Annotated in this window: 11 protein-coding genes; 2 read left to right on the top strand and 9 right to left on the bottom strand. The window is 47.1% G+C overall.

Translation table 11 applies throughout. The features are described 5' to 3' along the window. Positions 1 to 3,126 (bottom strand): efflux RND transporter permease subunit, encoded by a 3,126-nt coding sequence (locus ACQY3H_RS02640; RefSeq protein ID WP_428074574.1) that lies wholly within the window; start codon positions 3,124 to 3,126, stop codon positions 1 to 3. 14 nt (positions 3,127 to 3,140) lie between these two features. After that, complete coding sequence (locus tag ACQY3H_RS02645; RefSeq protein WP_428074576.1) at positions 3,141 to 4,655, bottom strand: efflux RND transporter periplasmic adaptor subunit; 1,515 nt, start codon at positions 4,653 to 4,655, stop codon at positions 3,141 to 3,143. Positions 4,656 to 4,796: 141 nt separating this feature from the next. Between ACQY3H_RS02645 and ACQY3H_RS02650 the strand changes: the two genes are divergently transcribed. Together ACQY3H_RS02650 and ACQY3H_RS02655 are read left to right on the top strand one after the other, a co-directional pair. Continuing rightward, positions 4,797 to 5,555 carry a hypothetical protein gene (locus ACQY3H_RS02650; RefSeq protein ID WP_428074578.1) on the top strand — a complete coding sequence of 253 codons (759 nt, stop codon included), beginning with the start codon at positions 4,797 to 4,799 and terminating at the stop codon, positions 5,553 to 5,555. A 49-nt stretch (positions 5,556 to 5,604) separates the two neighbouring features. Next, positions 5,605 to 7,071: a monomeric [FeFe] hydrogenase gene (locus tag ACQY3H_RS02655; RefSeq protein ID WP_428074580.1), complete on the top strand. Its 1,467-nt coding sequence runs from the start codon at positions 5,605 to 5,607 to the stop codon at positions 7,069 to 7,071. Positions 7,072 to 7,122: 51 nt separating this feature from the next. Here the strand turns inward: ACQY3H_RS02655 and ACQY3H_RS02660 are convergent, their stop codons facing one another. From ACQY3H_RS02660 to ACQY3H_RS02690, 7 genes are all read right to left on the bottom strand, one after another. Beyond that, positions 7,123 to 7,632: a type IV pilin protein gene (locus tag ACQY3H_RS02660; protein ID WP_428074582.1), complete on the bottom strand. Its 510-nt coding sequence runs from the start codon at positions 7,630 to 7,632 to the stop codon at positions 7,123 to 7,125. Positions 7,633 to 7,763: 131 nt separating this feature from the next. After that, entirely contained in the window at positions 7,764 to 8,066 is a 303-nt protein-coding gene (locus ACQY3H_RS02665) for a TRL-like family protein (RefSeq protein WP_428074584.1), read from the bottom strand. A gap of 129 nt (positions 8,067 to 8,195) precedes the next feature. Continuing rightward, the gene (gene rpsI / locus ACQY3H_RS02670; protein WP_428074586.1) at positions 8,196 to 8,591 is read right to left on the bottom strand and encodes a 30S ribosomal protein S9; all 396 of its coding nucleotides are present in this window, start codon (positions 8,589 to 8,591) and stop codon (positions 8,196 to 8,198) included. Positions 8,592 to 8,602: 11 nt separating this feature from the next. After that, positions 8,603 to 9,028: a 50S ribosomal protein L13 gene (gene rplM / locus ACQY3H_RS02675; RefSeq protein WP_428074588.1), complete on the bottom strand. Its 426-nt coding sequence runs from the start codon at positions 9,026 to 9,028 to the stop codon at positions 8,603 to 8,605. Positions 9,029 to 9,134: 106 nt separating this feature from the next. Beyond that, positions 9,135 to 10,112 (bottom strand): tRNA dihydrouridine synthase DusB, encoded by a 978-nt coding sequence (gene dusB, locus ACQY3H_RS02680; protein ID WP_428074590.1) that lies wholly within the window; start codon positions 10,110 to 10,112, stop codon positions 9,135 to 9,137. Further along, positions 10,109 to 11,602 (bottom strand): bifunctional metallophosphatase/5'-nucleotidase, encoded by a 1,494-nt coding sequence (locus ACQY3H_RS02685; RefSeq protein ID WP_428074592.1) that lies wholly within the window; start codon positions 11,600 to 11,602, stop codon positions 10,109 to 10,111. The genes dusB and ACQY3H_RS02685 overlap by 4 nt, the downstream gene beginning before the upstream one ends. A 3-nt stretch (positions 11,603 to 11,605) precedes the next feature. Beyond that, complete coding sequence (locus ACQY3H_RS02690) at positions 11,606 to 13,087, bottom strand: bifunctional metallophosphatase/5'-nucleotidase (RefSeq protein WP_428074594.1); 1,482 nt, start codon at positions 13,085 to 13,087, stop codon at positions 11,606 to 11,608. Positions 13,088 to 13,137: the final 50 nt, after the last annotated feature.

The raw sequence follows: 13,137 nt of genomic DNA on the forward strand, positions 1-13,137 counted from the left end.
TTACTTCTCCTTAGTCGGGTTTGCCGGCGTATCTTTGCCGCTAAACCAACAGAAAAATAACGGAATAAATAGCGGTGCTACTCCGGTAGCCACTAACATTCCGAATACCACTGCCGTACCGATAGAGTGACGGCTTGCCGCCCCTGCCCCGCTGCTAATCATCAGCGGAACGCACCCTAAAATAAAGGCCAGTGACGTCATGACAATCGGGCGGAAACGCAACTTAGCCGCTTCCACAGCGGCGTTGGCTTTCGCCATTCCTTGCTCTTTAAGTAAAACAGCAAATTCTACAATCAAAATAGCATTCTTAGCGGCTAACCCCACCAACGCCACAAGTGCAATTTGGAAGTAAATATCGTTAGATAATCCGCGTGTCCACGTTCCGACCAAAGCACCGAATACGGCAAACGGTACCGCCATCAGTACGGCCACCGGCAGACTCCATTTTTCATATTGAGCCGCTAAGATTAAGAATACGACCAGAATACCTAACAAGAGCGCCTGTGCAGAAGAACTGCCGGCTAATTTTTCTTGATACGTCGTCCCCGTCCACGCGAGCGTGAAACTGGGATCTAACGTAGATTTAGCGGTTTCTTCTACGGCGCGGATAGCGTCGCCGGAACTGTACCCCGGCGCCGGGTTAGCGATAAATTTAGCCGCCGGGAACACGTTAAACCGTTCCACCATATCCGGCCCCAATGAAGGCGTAAGCGTAATTAAAGATGACAATGGCACCATGGCCCCTTGTTGTGAGCGCACATAAATACCGCTGATTTGATCCGGGCGTGCGCGATAGCCGCCTTGTGCCTGAATCATCACCTTAAAACTGCGCCCCATGTAGGTAAAATCGTTAACGTAAGTAGTACCGAACGTACCTTGCAAAGCGGCATATAAGTCGCTAAGCGAAACACCCATAGAGCGCGCTTTGACTTCATCTACCGTCATAGTATATTGAGGAATATCGGCCGAGAATGTAGTGGTGATACTGGCAATTTCGGGCCGCTTTTGGGCCTCGGCGATAAATTTTTGCAGTTGTTCTTCCAACGCCCGGCTACCGTCAGATCCGCGGTTTTGGATATATCCTTCCAACCCACCGGTTGTACTCATACCCATAATGGGCGGCGGGTTAAACGGCATAACCGTCGCGGTTGGAATTTTAGATTGTGAGGCTTGATAAATACCGGCCACTACCCCGAGGGAAGACAATGCTTTTGTCTTACGTTCATCCCACGGTTTAAGCGCAACGAACGAAGAAACTGCATTGGCTTTTTGGGTACTGCTAAGCATATCATACCCGGTAAATGTAAGTTCTTGTTCTACGGCCGGATTAGCCAAAATAATTTGCTCCAACGTGTCGGCCACTTGTTGGCTGCTGGTTAATGACGAAGCCGGATCCAGCCGGGCCGCCGCCATAATAATACCTTGGTCTTCATCGGGTAGCAAACTACCGGGAACAATTTTGAAAAGCCCCAACATTCCCGCCAACAATAACACAAATACAATAATAGATACCGGTACGCGGCGGATAAAGAACGACACCCACCCGGTATATTTACCGGTTAACTGTTCAAACTTTGTATCAAACCAGTAGAAAAACCCTTTGGTCGGTTGTTCTTTTTTGCGCAACAACAAGGCGCACAAGGCCGGCGTCAAGGTTAAAGCGACCAACCCGGAAATAACCACAGACACCGCAATCGTAATAGCGAACTGTTGGTACATTACCCCGGTCAGTCCGCCCATAAACGCCACCGGCACGAACACCGAACACAACACGAGAACAATCGCTACCACCGGGCCGGATACTTCTTCCATGGCTTTAATGGTTGCATCTTTGGGGGATAAATTTTCATCATGCATCAAGCGTTCTACGTTTTCAATAACGACGATAGCATCGTCCACCACCATACCGATAGCGAGCACTAACCCAAATAGCGTCAGCGTATTGATAGAGAAACCGAACACTTGCATTCCCGCAAAGGCACCGATAATAGATACCGGAACGGCTAAACAGGGGATCAACGTGGCGCGCCAGTCTTTCAAGAATAAATAAACCACCAAGAACACGAGCAACATGGCTTCTAACAACGTATGAATAACTTCTTTAATAGATTCTTTTACAAATAACGTCGTATCATATGCCACTTTATATTCCATACCCAACGACGGCGGAAATTGTTCGGACAGTTCCGCCATACGGGTTTGTACGGCTTTGGCCGTTGCCACCGCGTTCGCCCCCGGAGAAAGGAAAATACCTATCGGCACAGCGGGTTTGCCGTTGTAACTTCCGTTAAATTCATACGTCTGGCTACCGAGTTCTACCGTCGCCACATCTTTGAGTAATAAAGTGGTGCCGTCACTTCCGGCGCGTAAAATAATGTTTTCAAATTGTTCGGGAGTAGTTAAACGTCCGGGCGCGATAATGGAGTAAGTTCTATCCACCACTACCGGCAGAGGCGGTTGCCCGATTTTACCCGCCGCCCGTTGCGCGTTTTGCGCTTGTACGGCAGACACGATATCCCCCACCGATAAATTGCGTTGAGATAATACGTCCGGTTTTATCCAAATGCGGATAGAATAGTCGTTAGCAGACATTACCTGTGCGTCACCGACACCTTCAATACGTTTCAAATCATCTACAATGTTAATGAGTGCGTAGTTACCAATGGTCGTAGTATCGGCACTGCCGGAAGGCGAATAAAGGGCGATTAACTGTAAAATAGCGGATGATTTTTTCTCTACCGTTACGCCGTAACGTCGTACGTCTTCGGGCAAAGAGGCCGTGGCCTGTTGGACGCGGTTATTGACGTTAATCATGGCTTGATCAGGGTCCGTACCCACCTTAAAGGAAACCATCAAGTTCATATCCCCGTTAGAAGTAGAAGTGGAGTTCATATAAAGCATATCTTCCACCCCGTTGATTTGTTGTTCTAACGGAGCCGCTACGGTAGTAGCAATTACTTCGGGGCTAGCCCCGGGATAAGACGCCGTCACCGAAACGGTAGGCGGCGTTAAATCCGGGTATTGTTCAATAGACAAAGTAGTAATAGAAATGATACCGGCTAGTGAAATAAGCAATGAAATAACAGTTGCAAAAATCGGACGGTTGATAAAGAATTTAGAAAACATATCCGCCTCTTGTCTTAATTACCTGTTGCCGGTTGCGCAGGCTGCGTTGGAACCGTTGAAGGGGTGGCCGGGGCCGCTTGTTGCGCGGGTTGCACCGGAGTTTGCTCAACCGCTTGCCCTACTTGCGGAGCCGGAGTTTGCGCGGTCGGATTTTCCGTCGTAGCAGTTACGGCCTGTACCGTTTCTTGAACGGCTTGCGCGTTATTTTCAGCCACTTGTTGTGCATCAGCCGAGCCGGGCAAGGCTTGTTCGTTAGGGGCTTCGGCCGATTGTATGGTTTCTTCCAACTGGGCCATATCCGGGCCGTTTGCCGATGTAGTTTGCACTTGTTCTTTGGGTAAATCTACGTTGAACGGTTGCATCGTGGGAGCAACTAATTCGTCGGGGTGAATTTTTACCAACCCGCCGTTTACTACATGTTCCCCTGCTTTTAAGCCTTCGGAAACGATATATAAGTCATCTTGTAAATTGGCTTTGACCGGGCGCGCTTCTACTTTATTTTCGCTGTTAATTACATAAGCGATTAACCCATTGGCAGAAGATAAAATAGCAGACGACGGCACAAGCACCGCATTTTTGAACATCGCGCCTACTAAACGAACGCGCACAAATTGTCCGGGTAAGAGTTCGCGTGTGCGGGCCGGGTTAGCAATTTCGGCCTTGATAGCGATGCTGGACGTTTGGGTATTTTCGGAACTGTCAAAGAAAATAATTTTACCGCGTTGCGGGTAAACTTTTCCTTCCCCTACCAAAACTTCCACATAAATCGGCACTTCGTTCACATCGGTATCGCGGTAGCGGCGTTCTTGCAGAATTTTTTGTTTTTCTTCGTCCCCTAACACAATTTGTCCTTCGCGATATCCTTGTGCTAATTTTTCAAACTGGCTACCCGGCATAGAGAAATTGACATACAACGGGTCAATTTGCACCATCGTTGTTAACAAGCCCGATTCGCCCGCCGGAGAAATTAAACTCCCCACCGTTTGGGCTTCTTTTCCGGCGATACCGTTGATGGGCGCGGTTACTTTGGTATAGTCTAAATTGATTTGAGCATTATTCACACCCGCTTGCGCTACTTGTACGTTGGCTTGAGCCGTTTCGTAGGCAGAAAGTGCATTATCATAATCTTGTTGGCTGACCGCATTGTCTTTACGTAAGCGTTTAACACGTTTATAGGTACTATACGTACGGGTAACTTCCGCTTTGGCTTGCGCGAGTGCACCGTTGGCTTTTTCCAACGCCACCTTATATTCTTTATCGTCAATTTGGAACAGTTGCGTACCGGCGGTTACAAATTCACCTTCATTATATAAACGGGCTTGTAAAATACCGCCTACCTGTGCGCGGATTTGCACATCTAACGACCCGGCCACTTGCGCCGGATATTCAATGTTCCACGGATAATCTTGTTCCACAACTTCCACTGCATTGACGGCGGTGGCTTGCGGTGCGGCTGGCTTTTTATCTTGACAGCCGGAAAAAACGACTCCAACTAATACAACACCCAGTACGGACAAAATACGTTTCATAATTCCTCTCATTTCATAAATACTACTCTATTTTATTATACTAAACTGCCTACTGGGGCCAACGTAATTTTTTCCTCTGTTTTTTTGATTAAAAAGCACATTGCATAAGATTTTTTATCCGAAAACTTTTATAATACAAATATGCGATACTTTATTTTTACGGTAATACTTATAGTCTGTGCCTTACATGCCGCCGGCGACGAGCCGGAAATTGTAATAGAACTGACGGGGGAACCGGCTAAAACTTCTATCAAAAACGGCATAGAAATTTGGGATAAAAACTGCCGGCAACTCTCCAAACTTTTAAGCGGCAAAACGCGCGAGTATGCGCTGTATCAAATCACGAACGTATCTACCAAAGACAATAACATTTGGGCGGCCGACGGCGCGCGTTACCGTTTTGTGCAATACGGCAAAGACGGCAACTACCGCAAACTATTATTCCGTGCCAAAGAACCGCAAACTTTTGTAGCCTGTGCGGCTAATACCAAAGAATCGTTGGATATGACGTTTGAATATCAAGTAGATATCGGGCTAACGGAAACGGAATTTTTAGACGCTTACGCCCTGCAAGCGTCCTCGGTATATTTACCTGCCGCCAGCGGTCAAACCCTATATCAAATTTCTACCAAGAATAAAAAACCGCAGTTTATCCGCTTTGTTCAAGGCAAGCCGGTGGCCCGGTTAGACCAAACGCAAGCAAACCAATTTATCCAAGACGAAAAACAACGGCTTCGTCAACGCGCCCAAGACCAACAAAAAGCGCGCGAACAAGAGGCCCAAAAAAGAAGGCGAGAATCCCGACGGGTAGCCCTTTTAGAAGGCGGCACCCTGTACGACAGAATGTATATGCCGCGTGTAATCAAACCGAGCCAAACCCAAGTGAGTCCCAGTAACTAATAGTATGAGTCTGCCCATTATACGGCAATTATGATAAAATATAAATAATATGAACAATCAGGACAATAAAGCGATTTTTTTTAAGCGCGAAGCGTTAAAGCGCGTAGTAGAAGCCTTTGATAAGGGTGCGTTGGAAACGCAAGCGTATCGTATCCCCTTTGAAGCCTTACCGCAAAACTCTACTTCCGGCGTACGTTGTTGTATTTATAAAGAGCGGGCCGTTTTCCGGGCGCGCACCTTGGCGGCGCTGGGCGGCAGTTTGGAAACAGACGACGAAGCCACTTCCTTAAACGACTACGCCAAAGCCGCGATGTCGCGCAAAGCCCCTGCGGAAAACACACTTACCGTGTTAGATATTGCCTGTAAAGCGTGCGTCAAAGCGCGCCATATTGTAACGGAAGCCTGCCAAGGGTGTTTGGCACGGCATTGTCAAGCGGCGTGTAAATTCGGCGCGATTTCCATTTCGCCCGAAAACGGACGTTCCAAAATTGATCCCGATAAATGCAGAAACTGCGGTCAATGTCAGGCGTCTTGCCCGTATAACGCGATCACGTACGTGCCGGTCCCTTGCGAACAAGCCTGTCCGGTGGACGCTATCCATAAAGACGAAGACGGATTTGCTCATATTAACTTTGATAAATGTATTTCATGCGGGAAATGTATGGACGCGTGCCCGTTCGGGGCCGTCATGGAACGCAGCCAACTCATTGACGTCGTACGCGCAATTAAAAGTCCGCAAAAAGTATGCGCGATGATTGCCCCGTCTATCGTCGGGCAATTAGAAGGAACGCTGCCGCAAGTAGTGACCGCTTTAACCAAAGCCGGTTTTGATAAAGTAACCGAAGTCGCATTAGGGGCAGATATTACCACCGCCGCGGAAGCACGCGAACTGGTGGAACGATTGGAAAAAGGGGCTCGGTTTATGACCACGTCATGCTGCGCCGCTTGGGTACAAGCCGTTAAAAAACATCTGCCCGCCTTAAAAGATTTTATCTCCGATGCCAAAACCCCTACCGGATATACCGCGGAAATTGAAAAGGCCAACGGATTTATTACCGTATTTATCGGGCCGTGTGCCTCTAAACGCTTGGAAGGGCGCGAGGATCCGAACATTGATTATGTACTCACGTTTGAAGAAATCGATGCGTTGTTACGTGCGCGCAACATTGATCCGAAAGTCTGTGAAGAAACTCCCTTGCGTACGGATATTTCAGCCGACGGACGTTATTACGGTGTAACGGGCGGTGTGGCGCAAGCGGTAGAAAATGCCCTCGCCGGAAAAATGACGATTAAAAAAATGACCTTAAACGGATTAGACAAAAAAGCCATGCTGATGTTAAATGCGTATGCACAAGGCAAAGCGGGAGACTTTCAACTGCTGGAAGTGATGAGTTGCCAAGGCGGTTGTATCGGCGGGCCGTGTACGGTTAAAAAACAAGCGCAAGTGATTGGGGAAATCAAAAAGTTTGTAGAAACCAGCCCCAAATTTAATCCGCTATCCGATGAGAAAAAATAAAAGTTTGTGTAAAAAAACAGCCCTGTGATTATTTCACAGGGCTGTTTTTATTTATAACTTAATCTTATATTCGTCGCAATTGATGGACTGTCCGACCTCAATAGCACCGCAAGTAGTATGCCGGGTAAATGTTCCGATTCCTTTACAAACCGAAATGGTAACCGGATCCGTCGGGTCAGCCAAACAATAAGGCCCCGGCTCGTGGTCGGTTTGATGATCCAACCACCACTCCAATTGCGTCCGACGGGCCGCTCCCCCCAGATACCGGCCGCGCAAGACAAAGCGCGCCCCGTTAGGTAAGGTATAATAACTTTGCGAAGTCACCGATCCGCCAGCCGGAAAATCTACATCCAATTCCTCAACATCGGTAGTATAACTGCCGTTGGTTAAATAGTAGGCTTCCTCGGCATCCGCGAGTGATTTAGCAACGGGCAACAACGTCATAAAACGGCTCTTTTCAACGGCCTTGTTATATTGCGGCAGAGCCACCGCCGCCAAAATACCGATAATCAGTACAACTACTAATAATTCTATCAGTGTAAATGCTTGGTTATTTTTCATCTGGCTTCTCCCTACGTGATATATTTATAAGTGTAGCAAAAAATAGTGTCAAATTTTCGCCGAAATAACACACATCCCCATTTGTCCAACCGACAAATGGGGATGTTTCAATTCGTTTTTAGACCGAACATTTATCTGCCGGTAACAACCGTGCAGACTTCGGAATAAATCGCATAACTCTTAATATCTCTATCGATAGACGCTACTTGGGTAATGCGGCCGTTCTTTTTCGCCGTTTCTACCGACATATCGCCTTGAATTAAGAGGCCCAATACGTTGGTCGCACAAGCACGTCCCACACGCGTTCCGGTAGCGTTAGTAGCCAAAACCGGTTGTTGGGTTTGGGCGAACAAAGCCGTACCGACATAAGTAGGCGGGGTAGCACAAGCGGCCAGCATCAGTGCGGCAGCAGATAAAAACATTAATTTTTTCATTCAAAAACTCCTTCTTATAAAGTAATACGACACCATTACTATAACATATTTTGACCGTTTGAGCCAAAAAATCATCGTCAAAAAACCCCGCATAAAGCGGGGTTTTGCAAATATCGTTCCTTTTCCAAATTAACGTTTGGAGAATTGGAAGCGTTTGCGGGCACCGGGTTGACCGGGTTTCTTTCTTTCCACCATACGCGGATCGCGCGTAAGGTAGCCCGCTTTTTTAACGGCTTTTTTCACGTCTTCGCTGATTTGCGCTAACGAGCGAGCAATCGCATGGCGAAGTGCACCGGCTTGGGCGGAAACGCCGCCGCCGTTCACACGAGCGGTAACGTCATATTCTTTGTCCAAGTTGGTCACAACGAGCGGAGATTTTACCATCGCTTTGCAGCGGGTGTGATTGCCGAAATAGGCATCCAACGTTTTGGCATTAACGGTGATTTCACCTTTCCCCTTGGCAAGCGCTACTTGCGCTACCGCGGTTTTTCTTCTGCCGGTTTTCAAGTCTTTCGTATTGTTCATAAATGTCCCTCTTATTTACCCATGCGTTCGGTGAACGTGTGTTCTTCGCCGGCGAACAAGCGCAAGCGTTTCATGCGCGGCGCGCGGAGTTTGTTTTCATCCAACATCCGTTTGACCGCTAATTCCAACACGCGGGTCGGGTTGTTTTCCAATACCCGTTTAACCGGCGTTTCTTTAGCACCTTTGGCATAACCGGAGTGAGAGAAATAAACTTTCTGCTCCATTTTTTTACCGGTTAATTTCACTTTGGCCGCATTGGTAACAACGACGAAGTCGCCGCAGTCCATGTGGGGCGTATATGTTTTTTTGTGTTTACCCATCAAAAGAACGGCGATTTTGGTCGCTAATCTTCCGAGGGTTTGACCCGTGGCATCAATGTGGTGCCAGTTGCGGGTGGTTTCTACTTCCTTGACGGAAGGTAAAAATGTTTTTGTCATGTTTTGTTTTCTACCTTTTGTAATTATTCGCACGGAGTGGTGGCCGCGCGTGTAATGACTCGTGGTTTCCTATATATTATAACAAAATTTTTGGCGCGTGGGAAATTTATCCGGCACATTGTATCGTTTTAGTAAGCAGCGAGCGTACCTCTTGCCACGTGTCCAAGCGCACAAATTCGCCGCGCACCGCCGCCGCGTTTGGAAAACCGCTTAACCAATACCCCGCCGTTTTGCGCGAGCGGTTTATGCCGATACGTTCGCCGTAATAGGCCACATTTTCTTCAATGAGTTTTAAGTAAATTTCTATTCGTTTTTTGGGAGTGTGCGACTCCACTTTGCGGCCTTCAAATGTATCTATAATATCCTGAAAAATAAACGGGTTGCCTACGGCTCCGCGCCCAATCATTACGCCGGCGCACCCCGCTTCTAAAAATTCTTTAACCCGCTCCGCATTGGTTACACCGCCGTTGCCGATAACGGGAATTTTAACTGCGGCGCACGCCTTGGCTAGCGCGTCCACATCCGGCTCGCCGCTGTGCATATCTACCGCCGCACGGGCGTGTAAAGTTACTGCCGCTGCGCCGCAATCTTCGGCTAATTTAGCCAGGCGCGCTCCTAAAAATTCTTTATGATTTAGGGCAATTCGCGTTTTTAACGTAACGGGAATTTTTACACTTTTGACCGCTGCCGATAACATCCGTGCCAGTTTTACCTCATCTTTCATCAGCACGCAACCCGCGCCGGCTTTATTGATTTTTTTTACGGGGCACCCGGCATTCAAATCTACGATATCCGCTCCGGCGGTCTGTGCTTGGCGGGCGGCTTGCGAAACGGTTTCTTCATCAGCCCCAAAAATCTGCATAGAAACAGGATGTTCTTTTGAGTTGACTTGCAACATGCGCCCGCTTTTGGCGTTACCATAATGCAACGCATGCGCAGATACCATTTCCGCACACACCAGCCCCGCGCCGCCTTGCAAACAAAGCACACGAAACGGCGAATCGGTAATACCTGCCATAGGCGCAAGCACCAAATTGTTGGCGAGTTGCACCGTACCGATTTTTAACGGAGAAATCAAACTCATAATACGGATTTCCAACGGCCTAACGAAGGGAGCGAAATTTTCTTTTGGCGCACCAAACACGCACGCATCATTTGCCGTGCTTCCACAAACGTATTTTTGAATTCCAGCGAATCAATAAAATAGTCATGCCCGAATCCGCCCGCCAGTACGTGATCGGTTACCGCAAAGCGGTAAGTGTCTTGCGGACGCACAATTCGTCCGTTTGCAAGTGTAACTTTTTTGATTTTATTGCCCGGGCGGCCTTGCGGATTATATTCCACGGTGAACCCGGCAATTTGCGGGAAATTATCTTTAGACTCCAAGGATGCTTCCATGGCTTTTAGAAAGGCAGATCCTTTCATGGTTAAAAAGGTAATATTATCGCGGTACGGATACATTTTATACAGGTGGTATTCGGTAATTTCTCCCTGTGGCAGCGTACTGCGTATGGAATCGGAATTTAAAATTACGCCATCTAATTTGGCCCATTTATGTAAACAATCGGCCAGTAAATCACCCAGCACCGATTCATGCGTGAGCGAAGATGTTACGGTTTCATCAGCGGACGATACCCGTGCGGCTAATTTTTTTTGCGTTTCCTGCTGTATTTGTTGAGCAAGCGTTGCCAGTTCTTCGTTTTCCCCGATTTTATTTTGCAACAGCGGGACATCTTCAAACGAAAAATCCCGTGCGTGATTGCTTTTATCAAAATCCACCCGGATATGTCCTAAATTATCTAATTTGGAACCGGGATAAACAATATAAGTTTGATGCACACGTTCCGTTTCCGATAATTCACGGTCTTTATTGGCACTTAAAATCAAATCAATACCGGGCACATCTTCCGCCAAGAGCACATCGGCGGGAATATCGGCTGTATTATCGCCTAACGAACTGAGCAGAATAATAAAATCTACACCTTTACTTTGTAACAGCGTTACCATTTCCATAGCCGTTTGGACAGGATCCTGTACGGTGAACCCTGTTAAACGGGTGCGATTCAAACGTATCGTATCGGGGCCGACCAACCCAAACACACCGATTTTAATACCTTTATGAGTAATAATTTTATAATCGTGCAACGGCCATGGAATTTGATTTTCTAATTTCAAATTGGATACAAGTATGGGATAATCCAACTCCCGCACAACAGCGCGAAGAGCCGGCCAGCCGAAAGCAAAATCTTTATCGCTCACCGAAGCCGCATTAAAAGGAATGGCTTTCAAAAAGGGTTGGATAAACATCCCTTGCGAAATAGTGGCTTCCGGCGAACCGCCGAACCAGTTTCCCCCATCAAACAACAGATAAGGGGCTTCCCGCTTTTCCAAAAAGGCTTTTAAAATACCATAGCCGCCGGCCGGTTGGTTAAACAAACGCGGCTCCAGGCGGCTATGATAAAAACCTTGCACATCTGCTGTATAGAAAATATCCACTTGTGTACGCTGTTCTTGCGAACACGCACAAAAAACCATACATACACAAACAGATAAAATCCAACGGCTTATTCTCATAACTTATCGTTCGGCTACGCGTCCTTCCGGGCCGGGTTTAATGGGTTCTTTTTTAGAACTTTTACGCAAGGCATCTTCCATGAGCCCGCGAATTGTTTTTGTGCCCACTTGCGTTTTTTGGTCGGCCGGAATAGATTTAAAAACAAATCCTTCGCTGCGGCCTTCGGCAATAAACGAGTTGGTGGCAATGGTATATTTTTTACGATTTTCAAGCGGTTTATTATGGACCCAAATATGTAAATCTTTCACTTTACCTTTTTTGTTATAGACAAAGTTGACCGCCAAACCGGAAAATGTAAAACGTGTACGTCCTTTGGATAAACCGCTCTTAACAATCCGTTTTAACATGCGTCCGTCCACCGTCATTTTGGTAATGTTATTTTCAAACGGGTGGATATCAATAATATCGCGTTTGGTAATTTCGCCTTTGGGCATATCCACACGCGTACCGCCTATATTGGTAATAAACACATCTACTCCGGCGTAAGCGCGGCCCAAATCGGCCACCCAGTTATCTAACGAGTTATCTAAAAATTTCGGGTTAGATGCTTTTTTAGGCATGGGTTCTTCGGTATAACCGAGCACCACGTCCACCCCCGGCACGCGCAACGACTCGGCCAAATTCAAAATGGCTTTATCTTGACCTGTTTTATTTACGTAAAGCGGGATAAGTTCGGACTTGGCCGATACAAATTTACCGGTTTTATCATCGGTCGTTACGGTTACCTTGCTGACATTTTTTAAGTAGCGCCCGCTTTCAACAAATAACGTACCGTTAAGGTATTGATTTTGGAAAACCTTATGGGCGTGACCGCCAAGTACAATATGTACGCGGCCCGGGAATTGGCGTACAATATCCGCCACGTATTGCCCCTGCATGCCGTGCTTATCATCCGCAAACGAATCATGTACGATAATAACTACTACATCCGGATGTTGTTTTTCTACTTCAGGTAAGATATTCCCTAATTCACGCAGTTGCGGGGTAAAGGTATATTGCTGCGTGGCTTGAGTCGGGTTGCTGTTGGCAAGCCCGATTACGGCAAATTTCACGCCGTTACGGTTGAAAATTTTATAAGGCAATACGTGCGCCGGACGTTTTAACGTATCCGCTTCAAAAAAGTTCGCCGCCAAGATAGCAAATTTTGCATTAGCCAATATCGGGGCCACCCCGGGATCTTTGAAATCAAATTCATGATTACCAATAGTGGCCGCATCATATTTTAATGCATTCATGAGTTCTACACTTTTCAACCCTTTGGAATCTTTGGCTTCTATGGTACCGTTGGAAAAATCGCCACTGTCCAATAGCAAATACGGTTGCGGGCCGTTTTTAAGTACAGCCGCCAATGCAGCAAAACCGCCCATTCCTTTTTGGGCATAATAAAAACCATGCGTATCACTGGTGTGATAGATAACGGTATCTTTCGCACTTAATGCAAACGGCAACGCCAGTGCGGTCAACAAAAGAACTAGTTTTTTCATGAGCACTCCTTAGGGTTTTATAAACGCCGTCCCGTCCAAAAACGAGGCGG

This window comes from Candidatus Avelusimicrobium luingense, assembly GCF_902757105.1.
Taxonomy (GTDB): Bacteria; Elusimicrobiota; Elusimicrobia; order Elusimicrobiales; family Elusimicrobiaceae; genus Avelusimicrobium; species Avelusimicrobium luingense.